The 18248-nt window shown below is 28.1% G+C and carries 14 protein-coding genes; 11 read left to right on the top strand and 3 right to left on the bottom strand.

Translation table 11 applies throughout. The features are described 5' to 3' along the window. Position 1: 1 nt before the first annotated feature. Both CP960_RS01255 and CP960_RS01250 read left to right on the top strand, forming a co-directional pair. Positions 2 to 3100: an efflux RND transporter permease subunit gene (locus CP960_RS01255; protein WP_101183421.1), complete on the top strand. Its 3099-nt coding sequence runs from the start codon at positions 2 to 4 to the stop codon at positions 3098 to 3100. 1 nt (position 3101) lies between these two features. Then, complete coding sequence (locus tag CP960_RS01250) at positions 3102 to 3692, top strand: TetR/AcrR family transcriptional regulator (RefSeq protein ID WP_101183420.1); 591 nt, start codon at positions 3102 to 3104, stop codon at positions 3690 to 3692. An 8-nt stretch (positions 3693 to 3700) separates the two neighbouring features. Here CP960_RS01250 and CP960_RS01245 read toward each other — a convergent pair whose 3' ends face one another. Beyond that, complete coding sequence (locus tag CP960_RS01245; RefSeq protein WP_101183419.1) at positions 3701 to 5347, bottom strand: BCCT family transporter; 1647 nt, start codon at positions 5345 to 5347, stop codon at positions 3701 to 3703. A gap of 170 nt (positions 5348 to 5517) precedes the next feature. On the opposite strand from CP960_RS01245, the gene aroB reads away from it, so the two are divergent. The 9 genes from aroB to CP960_RS01200 all read left to right on the top strand — a co-directional run bounded on the left by aroB (position 5518) and on the right by CP960_RS01200 (position 16609). Further along, the gene (gene aroB / locus CP960_RS01240) at positions 5518 to 6555 is read left to right on the top strand and encodes a 3-dehydroquinate synthase (protein WP_101183418.1); all 1038 of its coding nucleotides are present in this window, start codon (positions 5518 to 5520) and stop codon (positions 6553 to 6555) included. Further along, positions 6555 to 8228: a mechanosensitive ion channel domain-containing protein gene (locus CP960_RS01235; RefSeq protein WP_101183417.1), complete on the top strand. Its 1674-nt coding sequence runs from the start codon at positions 6555 to 6557 to the stop codon at positions 8226 to 8228. The genes aroB and CP960_RS01235 overlap by 1 nt, the downstream gene beginning before the upstream one ends. Beyond that, entirely contained in the window at positions 8225 to 9493 is a 1269-nt protein-coding gene (mtaB, locus tag CP960_RS01230) for a tRNA (N(6)-L-threonylcarbamoyladenosine(37)-C(2))-methylthiotransferase MtaB (RefSeq protein WP_101183416.1), read from the top strand. Before CP960_RS01235 ends, mtaB begins: the two co-directional genes overlap by 4 nt. Further along, positions 9474 to 10949 (top strand): AAA family ATPase, encoded by a 1476-nt coding sequence (locus CP960_RS01225; RefSeq protein ID WP_101183480.1) that lies wholly within the window; start codon positions 9474 to 9476, stop codon positions 10947 to 10949. The genes mtaB and CP960_RS01225 overlap by 20 nt, the downstream gene beginning before the upstream one ends. After that, on the top strand, positions 10939 to 11451 hold the full coding sequence (gene bioV, locus CP960_RS01220) for a pimelyl-ACP methyl ester esterase BioV (protein ID WP_162919075.1): 513 nt from the start codon (positions 10939 to 10941) through the stop codon (positions 11449 to 11451). Before CP960_RS01225 ends, bioV begins: the two co-directional genes overlap by 11 nt. A gap of 17 nt (positions 11452 to 11468) precedes the next feature. Further along, positions 11469 to 12005 carry a molybdopterin adenylyltransferase gene (gene mog / locus CP960_RS01215; RefSeq protein WP_101183414.1) on the top strand — a complete coding sequence of 179 codons (537 nt, stop codon included), beginning with the start codon at positions 11469 to 11471 and terminating at the stop codon, positions 12003 to 12005. Between the two features lie 200 nt (positions 12006 to 12205). Beyond that, entirely contained in the window at positions 12206 to 13540 is a 1335-nt protein-coding gene (locus tag CP960_RS01210; protein WP_101183413.1) for an SLC13 family permease, read from the top strand. Positions 13541 to 13572: 32 nt separating this feature from the next. Next, on the top strand, positions 13573 to 15774 hold the full coding sequence (locus CP960_RS01205) for an endonuclease MutS2 (protein ID WP_101183412.1): 2202 nt from the start codon (positions 13573 to 13575) through the stop codon (positions 15772 to 15774). Positions 15775 to 15784: 10 nt separating this feature from the next. Further along, the gene (locus tag CP960_RS01200) at positions 15785 to 16609 is read left to right on the top strand and encodes a mechanosensitive ion channel family protein (RefSeq protein ID WP_101183410.1); all 825 of its coding nucleotides are present in this window, start codon (positions 15785 to 15787) and stop codon (positions 16607 to 16609) included. A 14-nt stretch (positions 16610 to 16623) separates the two neighbouring features. Here CP960_RS01200 and CP960_RS01195 read toward each other — a convergent pair whose 3' ends face one another. Both CP960_RS01195 and CP960_RS01190 read right to left on the bottom strand, forming a co-directional pair. After that, positions 16624 to 17166: a hypothetical protein gene (locus tag CP960_RS01195; protein ID WP_101183408.1), complete on the bottom strand. Its 543-nt coding sequence runs from the start codon at positions 17164 to 17166 to the stop codon at positions 16624 to 16626. A 108-nt stretch (positions 17167 to 17274) separates the two neighbouring features. Further along, positions 17275 to 18248: DUF748 domain-containing protein (locus CP960_RS01190; protein ID WP_119184484.1), on the bottom strand; the 974-nt coding region annotated here is incomplete at its 5' end.

Genomic DNA, 18248 nt, shown 5'->3' with positions numbered 1-18248 from the left:
TATGTTTTCTTCATTTTTTATTAAAAATCCGGTTTTTTCTGCGGTAGTTTCAATCATAATTGTTCTAACAGGAACAGTATCTATGATTAATTTGCCAGTAGAACAGTATCCAAGAGTTATTCCTCCTCAAATTATTGTATCTGCTGCTTATCCAGGTGCAAGTGCTGAAACAATAGCAAAAACAGTAGCTGCACCAATTGAAGAGCAAATAAATGGTGCAACAAATATGATTTATATGAACTCTGTTGCTTCTGATAATGGAACAATTAGTATAAATGTATTTTTTGAAGTTGGAACAAATCCAAATGATGCAAAAATTGATGTAAATAATAGAGTGCAAGCAGCCTTGTCTAAACTGCCTGAACAAGTACAAAGACAAGGAGTAAATGTAAGAGAAAGGTCACCTAGTTTACTACAAGTAGCTATGTTACACTCTCCTTCAAATGCCCATGATATTAAGTATTTATCAAATTATGCATTGATTAATATTGTTGATGATTTAAAAAGAATTAATGGAGTAGGTGATGCTACTATTTTTGGTGCTAAAGACTACTCTATTAGAGTTTGGATAGACCCACAAAAATTAGCAAAACAAAAGCTTACAACAGCAGAAGTTATTGATGCCATTAAAGAACAAAATGCACAATATGCAGCAGGTAAGTTTGCAGCTGAGCCAATAGTAAATAAACAGATGTTTACTTATACTTTACAAACTCAAGAAAGAATGAGTACTCCAGAGCAGTTTGGAGATATTATAATTAGAGCAAATGAAGATGGTAGTGCTTTAATGTTAAAAGATGTAGCTACTATTGAGCTTGGTGCACAAAGTTATAATATGACAACAAAATTAAATGATAAACCAGCTATTCCAATTGGTATTTTTTTACAAAGTGGTGCAAACGCATTAGAAACTGCAAATGCAGTAGAAGATGTACTTGAAAAAGCAAGTAAAAGTTTTCCTGCTGGATTAGAGTATAAAATACCTTATGATAGTACAGAGTTTGTAGAAATATCTATAAAAGAGGTTGCAAAAACATTTTTAGAAGCGATTATTTTAGTTATTGCAATCATATTTTTATTTTTACAAAACTGGAGAGCGACACTTATTCCTGTTTTAGCTGTACCTGTTTCTATTATTGGTGCATTTATAGGTATGTATGCTTTAGGTTTTAGTATTAACTTACTTACACTTTTTGGACTTGTTCTTGCTATTGGTATAGTTGTTGATGATGCTATTATTGTTATTGAAAATGTTGAAAGGCATATGAGTGAAGGTTTAAGTGCTAAAGAAGCATCTTTTAAAGCTATGAAAGAGGTTTCAAGTGCATTGATTGCTATTGTTTTAGTACTTTCATCTGTATTTATTCCTGTTGCTTTTATGGGTGGATTAAGTGGTGAAATGTATAGACAATTTGCAATTACTATTGTTGTATCTATTGCGATTTCTGGGTTTGTTGCTCTTACACTTACTCCATCACTTTGTGCTATTATGTTAAAAGATGTGCATAATAAACCAAAAGGTTTTTTCAAATGGTTTAATAATATGTTTGATAATGCAACACAAAAATATTCATATTTAGTTCAAAAAACAATAAGATACTCTATTATAAGTATATTACTTTTTGGTGGACTTATTTTTGTATCTTATGATATGTTAAAAGATTTAAAAACAGGACTTGTTCCTCAAGAAGACCAAGGTACGATTTTTTTATTTAGTTATAACCCTCCAGGAGCTTCTTTAAGTAGAACTGAGAAACTTACTGATGAAATTAATCAGATTGTTATGAAAGATAAAAATGTCGAAGAAGTAGTATCTTTAGCAGGATTAGATTTGGTTACATTTGGTCAAAGAACACATGCAGCAGCTACAATTATTAAATTAAATGATTGGGAAGAAAGACCTAATGCTATGCAACATGCAACAGTAATAAATCAAAAATTCAATAAACAATTAATGGCTACTTCTGATGGATTTACTTTTGGTGTTTTACCTCCTCCTATTATGGGAATGAGTATTTCAGGTGGATTTGAAATGTATGTTCAAGATAGAAGTGGAGGAAAAATTGAAAACTTAAGTAAATATGTAAATGAAATTGTTGCAAAAGCAAATCAAAGAGAAGAGTTACAAGGTGTAAGAACTTCTTTAAATCCAAATATTCCACAATATAGAGTATTAGTGGATACAAAAAAAGCAAAAGCAAAAGGTGTTAGAGTTGATGAAATATATAATACTTTAAGTGCAACATTTGGTAGCTACTATGTAAATGACTTTAACTTATATGGAAGAACATATAAAGTAAATTTACAAGCAAAAGGTGAATATAGAAAAGGTGTAGAGGATCTTAAGTTTGTACTTGTTAGAGGAAAAGATGGGCAATTAGTACCTATTAGTTCTTTAGTTACTGTTAAACCAATTGTTGGTGCTGATATTGTAGAGAGATTTAACCTTTTTCAAGCTGCTAAAATTTCAGGTCAGCCTGCATTTGGATATAGTTCAGGAGATGCATTAACTGCAATAGAAGAAGTGGCAAAAGAGGTTCTTCCACAAGGTTATACAATTAGTTGGGTTGGTACAGCTTATCAAGAGAAACAGATTTCAAGTAGTAGTGCACAAGCATTTATATTTGGTATTGTTTTACTATTCTTAATTTTGGCAGCTCAATATGGAAGATGGCTAATGCCTATTTCTGTACTTCTTGCAGTTCCTTTTGCTATTTTTGGAGCAATTGTAGCTACACACTTAAGAGGATTGGAAAATGATATATATTTCCAAGTTGGATTACTTGTTTTAGCTGGACTTGCTGCTAAAAATGCAATTTTGATTGTAGAGTTTGCTTTACAAAAACAAAAAGAGGGATTAAGTTTAGTTGATTCTGCTATTCAAGCAGCAAAAATTAGATTAAGACCTATTATTATGACTTCTCTTGCTTTTACTTTAGGTGTTGTACCTTTAGCATTAAGTAGTGGAGCAGGTGCTGCTAGTAGGCATTCTTTAGGAACTGGTGTAATTGGTGGAATGATTGCAGCAACATTTTTAGCAATTATATTTATTCCATTATTTTATATATTAGTTTCAAAATTAAGTAGAAATAAAAATTAATATGGCAATAAAAGTTTGTAAACATCAAAAAAGAGAGTCAATTGCTTTTTCTTGTAAGAGTTTAATCTTACAAGAAGGCATAAAAGACTTGACTATATCAGCTTTAGCAAAAGAGGCAAATATTGGTAAAGGAACTATTTATGAATATTTTGAAAATAAAGAAGATATAGTTTTAGAATTAGCAAATATACTACATAAAGAGTATATAAATGAAGTATATGAAATAGCTTTACAACAAAATAAAATTGAAGAGCAAATAAAAACTTTAGCTCTTTGTTCTTATAAAAGTAAATTTTCTGAGTATAGAAAGATATTTAAAGAGTTAATAGGTGTTTCTTATTATAGAACAAACTGTGCTTTTATGCTTTTTCAAAATCATTGGTATAAGCAAAACTATGAGTTTTTAGAAAAGTTTATGAATGAAGCTATAAAAAAAGATGAAATTAAAAAAAACTCTACTATTTTTATAGAGAGTATTTTAAGTAGCTTTGTAGGCTACTTTGTACTCTCTTTCTCCAAAACTGATATTAAAAATACAATTATTTCTTTAGATATATATATTGATAATTTTATTGATATGTTAAGAGTATAAATAAATAGTTATTTATACTCTGGTTCCTCAAGTTCTTTTATATTTGGATTAAATTCATTCATAATTGTAGGTTCTTCTCCCACTTCTTCATCTAAAATCCATGGTTCTCTAACACTTAGTGTTTCATTACCAGAACGAGCAGGTGTATTTTCTAAACTTAGACTTTTTATAAGTCCTGCAATCATAATCATAATAATAACTGAAAATGGTAAAGCTGCTGTAATTACTGCTGCTTGTAAGGTTTCTAAACCTCCAGCTACTATTAGCACTCCAGTAAGTAAAGTTAAAATTACTCCCCAAATAATTCTATGTGCAGATGGTGGAGTAGTCGAACCTGCTGAAAGAATAGTTGTAATTACTAAAGTTCCTGCATTTGCCGAAGTGATTAGATAAGTAGCTATTAATATTATCATTAGAAATGACATAATATCTCCTAAGAAACCAACTTCTAAATTATCAAGCATAATAAAAAGTGCAGCAGATACATCATTATTTACTGCTGAAACTATATCTTTACCTAAAAAAAGTTCTTCATATAAAGCACTTCCTCCAAATAATCCAATCCAAACTATTGTAATTAGTGTAGGTGTTAGTAATACTCCTGCAACAAATTCACCAAAAGTTCTTCCTCTACTAATTCTTGCAATAAACATTCCTACAAAAGGAGACCATGCTATCCACCAACCCCAAAAGAATACTGTCCAAACAGATTGCCAATTTGTATCATGGGTTACGTTTGTATGAAATGTAAGTCTTAAAATATTTTGAATATAATTACCTGTTGCTTCTATGGTTACACCTATTAAATATTGAGTAGGACCAAAAAGAAGTAAAAAAGCAAGGGCAACGATACTTAGCCAGAAATTTCCCACAGATAGTAGTTTTACTCCTTTGCTTACTCCTGATACAACTGAGACAGTAGCAATAATCATAATTACTGCCATTACAATTAGTTGTAATGTAAGTGAGGTGTTTATTCCTATTACTTCTTTCAATCCAGCATTCATTTGCTCAACTCCTAAACCTAGTGTTGTTGCAATACCAAATACTGTACCAAATACTGCTAAAACATCTACAAAGTCACCTAAAAAAGAATCAACTTTTCTTCCAAAAATAGGATAGAGTGCAGAACGAATTGTTAAAGGATAATCGTGTCTAAAAGAGAAATAAGCCATAGTTATTGCAATAAAAGAGAATATTGCCCAACCATTTAAACCCCAATGAAAAAAGCTAAGACTCATACCTGTTATAGCTGCTTCAGGAGTCATAGCCGTACCAGTAAAAGGATTGTTTTGAAACTGAATTATTGGTTGAGCTACTGACCAAAAAAGAATTCCTACACCAGTTCCTGCTGCAAAAAGCATAGAAACCCAAGAAAAAAATGTAAACTCTGGTTGCTCTAAATCACCTCCAAGTCTAACATTTCTATATCTTCCCATACCAAGCCAAATCATAAAAGCCAATAAAAAAGCTACTAAAAGAACATAATACCACTCTAAAAAGGGATTTAAAAATTCTCTTAGGTTTTTTAATGTTGTTGCACTTTTTAAAGGAAAATATCCAGTAATACCAACACTTAAAAGTATAAGAAATATACTTAAGATTGACATTTTTCTATTCATACCTTTAAAGACTCCTACGCTTGCAATTTTCATATTAAGACCTTTTGTAGTTAAAATAGATTTTTCTAAGATAACATAAATTTCTTAAGCTTTAGCTAATATCTCACTTTTGTGTAACAATGCCCTAAATAGTTATATTTTTAAAGCTAAAATTAGCTCTTTTTAGATAAAATCAAGCAAATTATACTAAATGGATTTTATATATGATAGTTAACATTACTTTGCCAGATAAGACTTCTTATGATATTACAATTGACAGATTAAATGAAATATATTATGACACTAAAGTTGTAATAGTAACAAACCCCACAGTTAGTGGATTTCATTTAGAGTACTTAAAACAAAAAATTACAGCAAAACAGTTAAGTGTAGTTACTATTCCTGATGGGGAAGAGTATAAAAATATGCAGACAATTGATTCTATTTTAAATCACTGTTTTGAACATAGATTAGATAGAAAGTCACTACTTATAGCATTTGGTGGTGGAGTAATTGGTGATATGACAGGTTTTGCTTCTTCAATATATCAAAGAGGTATCTCTTTTGTTCAAATTCCTACGACTTTACTTTCACAAGTTGATGCAAGTGTAGGTGGGAAAACAGGTATTAATAATAAGTATGGGAAAAATTTAATTGGAGCTTTTCATCAACCAAAAGCTGTGTTAATTGACCCTTTCTTTTTAACAACACTTCCAAAAAGAGAGTTTAGTGCAGGTGTTGCTGAAATTATAAAAATGGCAGTTACTTTTAATGAAAACTTTTTTACATGGTTAGAACAAAATGATTTAACACAAGAAGAGAATATTAAAATTGCTATTCAAAAATCTGTTCAAACAAAAGCTGATGTGGTAATAAAAGATGAGAAAGAGAATGGAATAAGAGCTGCTTTAAATTATGGTCATACATTTGCTCATGTAATTGAAAATGAAACAGAGTATAAAACTTATTTACATGGAGAAGCTGTGGGTATTGGTATGATTATGGCAAATGAACTTTCTGTTAAATTAGGATTAATGAAAGAAAATGAAGCTTTAAGAATAAAAAAACTTTTACAAAAATATGATATACCAACTTCTTACAAAATTAAAGATGTAGAAAATTTTTATGAGCACTTTTTTTTAGATAAAAAGTCGCTTGATAATAAAATTAAATTTATTCTTCCAAATAGTATTGGAGGATGTGTAATTACTGATGAAGTAAAAAAAGAGGATGTTATTGAAGTTTTAAAGGTATTTAATTAATGAAAAAAAACTTTCTATTTAGACTTTTTACAATATTATTGTTTGTAAGTATTTTAAGTTTTGCAAATAGTGATAATAGTGAAGCTACTACAAATAAAGAGTTAAGTGCACAAGAAATAGCAAATCAAGAGATCGCACAAAGACAAGCTGCCTTAAAAAAACGAAGTATGCAAGACCTTGCTCAAATTAAAGTTTTGCAAAAGAGAATTGAAGAGTTAGATGAAAAACTAAAAGATAATATTTTATTAAAACGATATAGTAACTATTTAGCTTATAGAAAAATCTCTAAAGAGCTTGAACTTTTGAAACAAAGTTCTAAAAAAAAGGGTAAAACAGATGAACATTACTCTCAATTAAATAATAAAATTAGAATTAAACAAAATGAGTTAGAGTTGATTTCTGAATATAAGGGCTCTCCAATTGGAAGTTTACTAAATCCACCAGAAGTAGAAAAGTATGAAGATATAACAAATCCATTTGGAATAATAAATGCTTTGTCTTATATTAAAAAACTTGAAAATAATAAAAAAGAGTTTATTACTATTGAAAAAGATATTTCAAAACTTATTACTCTTCTTGAAGAGAAAGTTTTTTTATATTTAGAGCTTTATAATTTAGACCAAAAACCTCAATACAAAGAGACTTTGGCTTTTTTAGATAAGCAAAAGAAAGATTTCACTATGGTGCTTGAGATAGTATCAACAACAGAAGAGGTTTATACTAGAAAAGTTGAACAAGTAACTTTAGAGATAAAATCTCAAATTTCAAGTCAAATTGAAAAAATATTTACTATTTTAATTATTGTTTTTTTACTATTTTTTATTACATTTTTAATAAAACTAGGATTAAAAAAATATTTTTCTCAAAATGAGAGTTATTATCTTACAAATAAAATAATAAATTTTTTAGTTGTATTTATTATAGTTTTAATTGTTTTATTTTCATATATAGATAATGTTTCTTATGTCGTAACAATCTTAGGTTTTGCATCAGCTGGTATTGCGATTGCCTTAAAAGATTGGTTTATGTCTATATTTGGATGGTTAGTAATTGTAACTTCAGGTTCTATTCAAGTAGGAGATAGAATTAAAGTTACAAGAGGTGGTCTTGAAGCTGTGGGAGATGTACTTGATATTTCTTTATTTAAGATGACAATTAGAGAAGATATTACTTTAACATCATATATGGTAAATAGAAGAACAGGAAGAATCTTCTTTATTCCAAATAACTATATATTTTCAGAAATGATTGCAAACTATACTCATTCTGGTTTAAGAACAGTATGGGATGGTATTGATATTACAATTACTTTTGATTCAAATCACAAAAAGGCTCAACACATAGCAAAAGAGATACTAAAACATTACTCTAAAGGATATACTGATATTACTAGAAAACAGTTATCTAAAATGAGAAGCAAGTATCAATTAAGAGCAACAGGAGTTGAACCAAGAGTTTATACTTTTGTAGAGCCTTATGGTATAGTAATCTCTTCTTGGTATCTTACTAATTCATATGCAGCATTAGTGCTTAGAAGCACAATGTCACCTGAAATTTTAAAAGCATTTATGGCAGAAGATGATATTCATATTGCTTATCCTACACAAAGTATTAATCTTAATTCACAAAGAGAAAAACCAGCAGATTTACCAGATGAAGGCAAAATTATATGATATTTTCACAAACTAAACCAAAAGTTTATTTTAAAACTTTTGGTTGTAGAACAAATGTTTTTGATACACAAGTTATGATGAGTAATCTTGAAGATTTTGAAGTAACAAAAGATGAAAAACAAGCAGATATTGTAGTTATAAACTCATGTACAGTTACAAATAGTGCAGATTCAACTGCAAGAGGTTATATTAATCAGTTAAATAGACTCCCTAAAAAACCAAGAGTTGTTTTTACAGGATGTGGAGTATGGACAAAGGGCGAGAACTTATTTAAAGAGGATAAAGTTGACTCTTTATTTGGTCATAGCGAAAAAGAAAAAATCAATGAACTTTTAAAAACAGAAGAGAGATTTTTTCAAGCTGGAGATTTAGAACATATTGATGATACAATTGTAGAAGAGTTTATAGGTAAAAGTAGAGCTTTTATAAAAATACAAGAGGGATGTGATTTTAGGTGTTCTTATTGTATTATTCCTTATGTAAGAGGAGATGCAAGAAGTTATAAAGAAGATAAAATTTTAGAACAAGTAACAACATTAGCTGCAAATGGTTTTGGAGAGTTTATTTTAACTGGAACAAATGTAGGAAGCTATGGAAAAAAACAACATACTTCTTTAGCAAAACTTCTTAAAAAAATGTCACAAATTAAAGGTGTTAGAAGAATTAGAATGGGAAGTATTGAACCTATTCAAATTGATGATGAGTTTAAAGAGATTATTAACGAACCTTTTATGGCAAAGCATTTACATATTGCACTTCAACATACTTCAAAAGAGATGCTAAAGATAATGAATAGAAGAAATAAAGTTTTAAAAGATTTAGAACTTTTTGAGTTTCTAAAAGAAAATGGATATGCTTTAGGAACTGATTTTATTGTAGGTCATCCAGGAGAAACAAATCAACTTTGGGCAGAAGCTATGGAAAACTTAAAAAGATTTCCTTTAACTCACATTCATGCATTTACATACTCAAAAAGAGATGGAACACCAAGTGCAACTATGAAAGATATTGTAAAAGGTGATGTTGCCAAAGTTAGATATAATGAATTAACATCTATAATTGAAGATAAAAATTATGAGTTTAGAAAAAACAATAAGCAAACTTTAGAGGTCTTAATAGAACAGAAGAAAAATGGAAAATATATAGGATTGGATCAATTTTTCAATCAAATAGAGGTTGAAAGTAGTGTTGATTTAGTTGGAGATTGGATTTTCCTTGATGATTATGAAAGAAGGCAAGATAAAAATGTCGCAAAATTCAAATAAAAAGATGGATAAGAATTTAAAACTTATGAGTCTATCAGCAACCATATTGCTGGTTTTGTTTATTTATACAATGTACAAAAGTAGTACGCAAATAGAAGGAAGCTCTTATTACATTGGGCTTCTTTTTTTATTTTTGTTACTAATAACTGCAATTTTTTTAAAATTGAAACAAGATAAAATTAGAGAATTTTTTGATAAAAAAGGTATTAAAACTAGTGATTTTGAAAAAGAACTTACTAAGCAAAAAGAGAATACTTTAACAAAAGAAGATATTGATAGTTCAAGTAATATAAAAGCTGTAACATCAAATCTTTCTTTTAAAGATGTTGCTGGTATTTCTGAAGTAAAAGGAGAACTAGAAGAGATAGTTGACTTTTTAAATTCTCCAAAAAAATATATCTCTCATGGAGTTAAACTTCCTAAAGGTGTACTTTTAGTTGGGCCTCCTGGTGTTGGTAAAACACTTATCGCAAGAGCTGTTGCAGGCGAAGCTGATGTTCCATTCTTTTATCAAAGTGGAGCAAGTTTTGTTCAAATATATGTTGGTATGGGTGCAAAAAAAGTAAGAGAGCTTTTTATAAAAGCAAAAGCTAGTGCTCCTGCTATTGTATTTATTGACGAAATTGATGCTATTGGTAAAAAAAGAACTGGTACTTCAAATGATGAAAGAGAGGCTACTTTAAATGAACTTTTAACTCAAATGGATGGCTTTGAAGGTGATAGTGGAGTTATAGTAATTGCAGCAACAAATAAAATCGATGTTTTAGATGATGCACTATTAAGAGCAGGAAGATTTGATAGAAGAGTATTTTTAAGCTTACCAAATATTGAAGATAGAAAACATATTTTAGAACTTTACTTAAAAGGAAAAAATATTGAGTTTGATATAGATAAACTTGCAGATACAACTGCTGGATTCTCTTCTGCTGCATTAGCTACTTTAGTTAATGAAGCATTATTAAATATGATAAAAAGAGAGTCTAAAGTATTAGAAGAAGAAGATATTGAAATTGCAAAGAATAAACTTCAATTTGGTAAGAAACAAACAAAAATTTTAGATGAAAAACAAAAAGAGATTTTATCTATTTATCAAGCAAGTAAGGCATTTGTATGTAAAAGTAAAGTTGCTCTTTTTGATGAAGGTGTTTCAAAACTTGAAACAACTTATCCTTCTTACAATGAGTTAATAGAGAATATTAGAAGATATCTTGCTGGTAATATTGGTGTAGAAGTCATTAAAAAAGAACAATATGCAGTAAATAGTGAAGATTTAAAACATGCAATGAAGATTGCTTCAAGTATGGTAGAAAAATATAAAATGGCAAATGATGCTAATGAGCTTATTAATAGAGTAAAAAATGAGTTAAGAGCAGAACTTTCACATAATGCCATTGAGATTAATAGATTAAAAGATATTATGATTAAAAATGAGGTAATTAGTGAAAATGACTTCTAATTATTATAGTGGTTTTTGTTTAAGTAAAGAAGATGAACTTTTTTCCGATTATATAATAAAAAACGATTTTACTATTAGTGGTTTTTCATATGGTGCTATAAAAGCATTTAATGAAGCTTTGAATACTCAAAAAAGAGTAGATTTATTACAACTTTTTTCTCCTGCATTTTTTCAAACAAAAGATAAAAAATATAAAAGAATACAACTTATGTTTTTTAAAAAAGATGCAAAAGAGTATTGTAAAAACTTTTTAAACAATATCTCTTACCCTAAAACTATTGATACTTCAAAATATTTTCAATTAGGTACTTTTGAACAACTAGATGAGTTATTAAATTATGAGTGGAAAAAAGATGAACTTAAAAAACTTATAAAAAAGGGTACTAAAATAGAAGTTTATCTTGGAGCAAAAGATAAAATAATACAATCATATGAAGCAAAAGAGTTTTTTAAAGAGTTTGCAACAGTTTATTTTATAAATGATGCAGGCCATATATTATAAAAATATAAAGGATTATTATGAGCAATAAAGCAAAAATTGGAATAGTAACAGCAAGTGATAGAGCGAGTAAAGGTATTTATGAAGATATTAGTGGAAAAGCAATTGTAGATACTATGAATGATTATCTTATCTCTTCATGGGAACCAGTATATAGATGTATTGAAGATGACCAAAAAACAATAGAAGATACTTTAAAAGAGTTAGTAGATGAACAAGGGTGTTGTTTAGTAGTAACAACTGGAGGAACAGGACCAGCTGCAAGAGATGTAACTCCAGAAGCAACAGAAGCAGTTTGCGATAGAATGATGCCAGGATTTGGAGAGCTTATGAGAGCAGAGTCTTTAAAATTTGTACCAACTGCAATTCTTTCAAGACAAACAGCAGGGCTAAGAGGTAGTTCTCTTATTGTAAATTTACCAGGTAAACCAAAATCAATTAGAGAGTGTTTAGATGCAGTTTTTCCTGCAATTCCATATTGTATTGATTTAATGCATGGACCTTATTTAGAGTGTAATGAAGAGGTAATAAAACCTTTTAGACCAAAGAAAAAATAGTATTTGAAAAGAACATATGTTACTTAAAAATGTATAAAAAATGTGGTGTCTGTGTAGGTAAAATGTGAAATAATTTTTTCGTGTAACTTTACGTAATATTTTTTATTTTATTCAAAAAAAATTTTGAAATATAAAAGTAATTTAGTTTTTTATAATTACAATAAATATAACAAGAGTAAATTTTATACAAAAGGAATATTTTGAAACAGCTACTTACTGCATTAATTTTAGCTATTGCTATGTTTGTATTTGCTAGTTTTGCTTTTACTACACAACACGCAATTTTATTAGCTTTAATAGTTCTACTTGTAGTTCTATGGACAAATGAAGGATTACCAATTGGAGTAGTATCATTACTACCAATTATTTTATTTCCTACATTTGATATAATGAGTACAAATGCAACAACTGCTAACTACTCAAAGTCAATTATCTTTCTGTTTCTTGGTGGTTTTATGATTGCAATTGCAACTCAAAAAACCAATTTACATAAATATGTATCAAACAAGTTATTGACTATTTTCCCCAATACGCCAAGAGGAATTATTTTTTCTTTAGCTATTACTTCAGCTTTTTTAAGTTCACTTATTTCAAATACAACAACAGCTTTACTTTTAATACCTATTGCAATGTTTTTAACAACTGATTTAAATTTAAAAGTTAGGCTTGTACTTGCTATTGCATATGGTGCAAGTATTGGTGGTATTGTTACACCTATTGGAACTCCACCCAACTTAATTTTATTAGGTTTTATGGAACAACACTCAATGGAAGCAATCCCTTTTGTAAAATGGATTTTATTAACAGCTCCATTAGCTGCATTAATGCTTACAATTATCCCATTTTTCTTATCATTAGGTGTGCAACATTTGAAGTTTGATACACATTTAGAAGATAGAGAACATCTTACTAGTGAGCAAAGAAGATTACTTTATATTATGGGTAGTTTAGTTGTATTACTTTTTATAAATTCTAAAATTGAACCGTATTATTCTGGTTTAGGACTTAATGAAAAAGGTATCTTACTTGGATATGGATTATTGATGTTTATGCCTAAAATAGGTTTCTTAACATGGGAAGATACTAAAAAAGTTCCATATGAAATTATATTTTTATTTGGAGCAGGTTTCTCTATTGCAGCTGCTTTTTCATCAACAGGACTTGCAAATGAGATTGCACAATATTTACTAGAATTAACAAACCTTCCAATAATTTTATTAATAATATTAGTTGCAGCACTTATTACTTTTACAACAGAAGTTACTTCAAATACTGCACTTATATCTATTGCATTACCAATTATTTACTCTCTTGGGCAAGCAGCACAAATAAATATGACTCTTATTTTATTTGTATCTACAATCTGTGCTTCATACGCTTTTATGTTACCAATTGCTACTCCTCCAAATGCTATTGCTATGAGTAGTGGTGCTGTAAAAGTTAAAGATATGGCAAAATTTGGATTATTATTTAATATTTTAGGAATTTTAGCTATTACTACTGTTGCATTAGTATATTGGCAATTTTATTTATAAAAGTATTATAGCCCTTTGGCTATAATACGCAAATGCAAGATATATTAAAAAAACTAGACTTAACAGATTATATTGAATCCTTTCAAGAACTTTTTTCACGGAAAAAATCAGTAATTCTTGAAGGAGATATTAACTTACATTATAAACTTATAGAAGAGCTTTCAAAGTTTGATATAAATGCACCCAAAGAGGTTGCAAATTTAGATAATGCCTTAATTCATATACAAAAACAAGGTGTGTTAAAACTTGATGATATTTATGAGTTTACTAAAATAATAAGATACTTTTTATATTTGAAAAGATTTAATTTTGATGGAAAACTACAAGAATGGATAGATAAGATTATCATTCCAAATGATATTTTGAAATTAGATGGCTATTTTGATTCAAAAGGTAATTTAAAAGAGGGTGTTGATGAGGATTTTGATAATATTCAAAATGCTATTTATAAAAATAAAGATTTAATTAGACAGGCTTTATATAAAATAATAAATTCATCAAAATTAAAACCATATTTGGTTGATTCACAAGTGCATTTAGTAAATGACCAAGAAGCTATTTTAGTAAGAGGTGGTTTTAATCATGTTGTAAAGGCAACAGTTATACATAGATCAAACTCAGGATTTTTTTATATTGTTCCTCATAATGTTAGTGAATTAAAACAAAAAAGAAGCGATTTAATCAATAAACAAGAAGAGGTTTTATTAAAACTTTGTAAACAAATATCTTCAATGTTTGAAAAGAACTTAATGTTTTTAAAGTTCATAAATAAAGAGTTTGATAGGGTTGACCACTATCAAGCAAGACTATTTTTTGCAAAAGCAAATGATAGAAACTTTTTATTACCAAGTAGAAAAAATAGTTGTAAATTGATTGATTTTAGACATCCTGCACTTCATGATGCTAAACCAATAACCATTGATTTCTCAAAATCAGTTATTATGATTACTGGTGTAAATGCTGGAGGTAAAACAATGATGTTAAAATCAATACTTTCAGCTGTTTTATTATCTAAATATTTAATTCCATATAATACTCATAAGTCTTCACAAATTGGAAGTTTTAAGAATATTTTGGCTGTTTTAGATGACCCTCAAAGTGTAAAAAATGACATTTCAACTTTTGCAGGTAGAATGGTAGAGTTTTCTACACTTTTTTCAAAGAAAAATGCAATAGTTGGAGTAGATGAAATAGAGCTTGGAACTGATTCTGATGAGGCAGCAAGTTTATTTAAAGTAATAATTGAAGAGTTAATTAAAAAAGATATAAAGATTATTATTACAACTCACCATAAAAGATTGGCAGCACTACTTGCTTCAAACGAAGATGTGACACTAATAGCAGCACTTTATGATGAAGAGAATCAAAGACCTACATATGAGTTTTTACATGGAACAATTGGTAAGTCTTATGCCTTTGAAACTGCTAGTAGATACGGTATTCCTCATAATATAATTAAACATGCAAAAGAGGTTTATGGCGAAGATAAGGATAAGTTAAATGAACTTATTGAAAGAAGTAGTGAGCTTGAAAGAGAGTATAAACAAAAGATTCAGAAATTAAATGAAGAGTTAGATGATACTTTAAGACTTAAAAAGAGTCTAAAGGAACAAAAAGAGAGTTTAGATGAATTAATATATTCTGAAAAATCTAAACTTCATAAAGAGTATAAAGATGCAAGAGAAGAAGCTAAAAAAGCAATAAAAGCAAAAATCTCAAAAGAGGGACATAGACATTTAAATACTGCACATACAAAAGCTTCTAGTATTAAAACAAAAAAAGTCACAGAAGTTGAAGACTTAAAAGTTGGAGATAGAGTTAAGTATAGAACTTCAAAAGGTGTGATTGTATCTATAAAAGGAAAACAAGCTTTTATTGAGAATGATTCAGGAATGAAAATGAAAGTTCCATTAAAAGATTTATCAAGAAGTGGAAATATTCCAAAACCTATTGTAAAACCAAAAGCAACAATAACAGTAGCTAAACCAGAAACAGGACATGTAAAGTTAGATTTACATGGACAAAGAGTTGAAGAAGCATTGGAGAATTTAGATAAATTTTTATCTGATTCTTTAATAGCAGGCTTTGATGAAGTACTTGTTTATCATGGAATAGGAACAGGAAAACTTGCAGCTGCAGTTAAAAAATATCTTGATAAGCACCCAAAAATTAGAGCTTATGAAGATGCACATCCAAGTAGTGGTGGATTTGGTGCAAAAGTTATAAAATTATAAAGGCTAATTAATGCAGCAAGAGATTGAGTCAATTCAAAAAATTTATAATCTACTAATAGAGTTTTTTATGAATTATAGTTTCCAAATTCTTGGAGCTATTATAATATTAATTTTAGGTTTTTTTATTGGGAAAAAATTATCTTTAGCCGTAGAAAAACTTTGCAATAAGAATAGTCTTGATGTTACCCTTACTAAGTTTATTGTTAATATTGTGAAATTTAGTATTATAATTGGAGCAGTAATTATTGCTGTTGGAAAATTAGGTATTACTTTAACTCCATTTATTGCTGGTATTGGTGCTGCTTCTCTTGGTGCAGGACTTGCTTTGCAAGGAACATTATCAAATTATGGTGCTGGATTATCTATAATTGTTACAAGACCTTTTATTGTGGGTAATACAATTACTGTTCAAGATGTATCTGGAATAGTAGAAGAGATAAAACTTGGTCATACAATATTGCTTACAGAAGATGGAGAAAAAATAACTGTTCCAAATAAATATATTATTGGAGAAGTTATTGTAAATTCATATGAATATAGAGTAGTCGAAGCTACAATTGGTGTATCTTATGATAGTGATATGCAAAAAGCAATCTGCTTAATATTGAAAGTATTTGATGATTTTGAAGAGTATATCTCTAATAGTGCAAAACCTCAAGTTGGTATCAAAGAGTTTGCAGATTCATCTGTAAATATTGAGTATAGATATTGGGCTAAAACTGATAGTTATTTTGAAATACAATATAAAATAAATTTAGCAATATTTGAGAGTTTAAAAAGTAATAATATTCAAATACCTTATCCAATTAGAGATATTTATGTTCATAATAAATAGAAGAGTTATCTCTTCTATTTTAATGAAACAAAAGATTTTATCGAGCAGTTGATTCTATCTTCTAAATCGCTTGCATCTAAATGCATATAATCAGTTTGTATTTTATAAATACTTTTATTGTTTAATTTAAATTCAAAAACTATATATCCAGCATATAGTTTAGCTTTTTTACTTTTTTTACCTTTATCTTCTTTGTCATTTTCATAAAGATACGCATCAATTTGCAAATTATTTTTAGATGATTTATTTGTATCTTCATAATTACTAATAATATCTTTTATCATTGTTTCAAGTTTTTCTTTGTTTATTATTGTTTTTAGATTACTTGGCATATATTTTGAGTAGTCAATAGTAAGATGAAGGTCGTAGTTTGAAGTCAACAAAAGTTTTTTTGCTTTTTGAATATTTTGTTTACTATAAATTCGTTCAAAAGTAGTAGTTTTATTTTGACATGCAACTCTTTTTGATTTGATTGACTCTTTAGTAACTTGAGTATATACTCCATAAGAGATTGCCACAATAAATAGTGCCAAGAAAAAATACAAAACTCTAGTCATAATCTATCCTTATAAAAGTTATAATAAAATTAAAATTATGAAATCTTATCAAAAACCCAAAATAAAGTCAATATAATTATATTAATATAAGTAAATATGATATTACTTCTATTTTACTACACTTATTTCTAATTCAAAGTTTGTAAAGTTTTTATTTGATACTGACTCTTTTAGTTTTTTTATAATTACTCTATTTTCTTTAATATTTTTTTCATTAATTAAATAGTGTTTAATGTTTTTAATTCTATTAATTGCTAAATTTTCTATTGTCTTTTGACTAATAATTTGTTTAGAAGAGATAGACTCTTTTAAATAGATTAAATATTTCTCTTTTTGAAAAATCTTTTTTTCTTTATTTTTTGAAATAAACTTTTCTTTTAGTTTATCTAAGGTTTTATTTTTATCATATGAAAGATATAGTTTTTCTAATGCCAGTTGATATTTATCTCCTTTTGAAAACTCTTTCATTGTTTTTTCTATTTTCTTTTGTGTTTTTATCTCTTTTAGTTTATTTATATCTTCTTTTGTATAAGTTTGGTTTATTTTGATTGCTATATTTGGTCTTTTTACCATAATTTTTGCAATATTATCTAATGCTTCTTTCTCAGATGGTAATATTTTTGCATCTGCAAAATGAAAATCTATTGATTTTATTTGGTCTGCTTCAATTCCTAAAAGAGAAGCTAAGAAACTAAATGGAGCACTTACTGCTTTTATTATAATGTTTGTAAATGCTTTCCATACAATAGGTGCGATAGAAAATTCAGGATTATCTACATTTCCAGAGATTGGAATATCTAAATCTATTATTCCATTTGAATCTTCAAGTAAAGCAATTGCTAACTCTAAAGGTAAAGATACAGAATCTTCACTTTTTACTTTATTTCCAAATTTTATATCACTTATAATAATACTGTTTTTAGCATCAAGGTTTGATTTCTTGATATTATATTTTAAATCAAGATTTAATTTTCCAGTATCAATTTCTCTTCCTATAAATTTTCCAGAATAAGGAGTAAAGTTCTTAATTGCAATATTTTTAAAGAGTAAATTTACATCTGTAAGCTCTTTTATATTTTCAT

The organism is Malaciobacter halophilus (genome assembly GCF_002837275.1).
Taxonomy (GTDB): Bacteria; Campylobacterota; Campylobacteria; order Campylobacterales; family Arcobacteraceae; genus Malaciobacter; species Malaciobacter halophilus.
The sequence above is the reverse complement of the archived record's forward strand: the minus strand, read 5'-3'. Positions and strand labels throughout refer to the sequence as shown.

Bases quoted from the DNA above. Each gene is read 5' to 3' on its own strand.
- aroB (WP_101183418.1), top strand. From the start codon at position 5,518: ATGATAGTTAACATTACTTTGCCAGATAAGACTTCTTATGATATTACA.
- mog (WP_101183414.1), top strand. From the start codon at position 11,469: ATGAGCAATAAAGCAAAAATTGGAATAGTAACAGCAAGTGATAGAGCG.
- CP960_RS01255 (WP_101183421.1), top strand. From the start codon at position 2: ATGTTTTCTTCATTTTTTATTAAAAATCCGGTTTTTTCTGCGGTAGTT.
- mtaB (WP_101183416.1), top strand. From the start codon at position 8,225: ATGATATTTTCACAAACTAAACCAAAAGTTTATTTTAAAACTTTTGGT.
- CP960_RS01200 (WP_101183410.1), top strand. From the start codon at position 15,785: ATGCAGCAAGAGATTGAGTCAATTCAAAAAATTTATAATCTACTAATA.
- CP960_RS01195 (WP_101183408.1), bottom strand. From the start codon at position 17,166: ATGACTAGAGTTTTGTATTTTTTCTTGGCACTATTTATTGTGGCAATC.
- bioV (WP_162919075.1), top strand. From the start codon at position 10,939: ATGACTTCTAATTATTATAGTGGTTTTTGTTTAAGTAAAGAAGATGAA.
- CP960_RS01250 (WP_101183420.1), top strand. From the start codon at position 3,102: ATGGCAATAAAAGTTTGTAAACATCAAAAAAGAGAGTCAATTGCTTTT.
- CP960_RS01245 (WP_101183419.1), bottom strand. From the start codon at position 5,347: ATGAAAATTGCAAGCGTAGGAGTCTTTAAAGGTATGAATAGAAAAATG.
- CP960_RS01235 (WP_101183417.1), top strand. From the start codon at position 6,555: ATGAAAAAAAACTTTCTATTTAGACTTTTTACAATATTATTGTTTGTA.
- CP960_RS01225 (WP_101183480.1), top strand. From the start codon at position 9,474: ATGTCGCAAAATTCAAATAAAAAGATGGATAAGAATTTAAAACTTATG.
- CP960_RS01205 (WP_101183412.1), top strand. From the start codon at position 13,573: ATGCAAGATATATTAAAAAAACTAGACTTAACAGATTATATTGAATCC.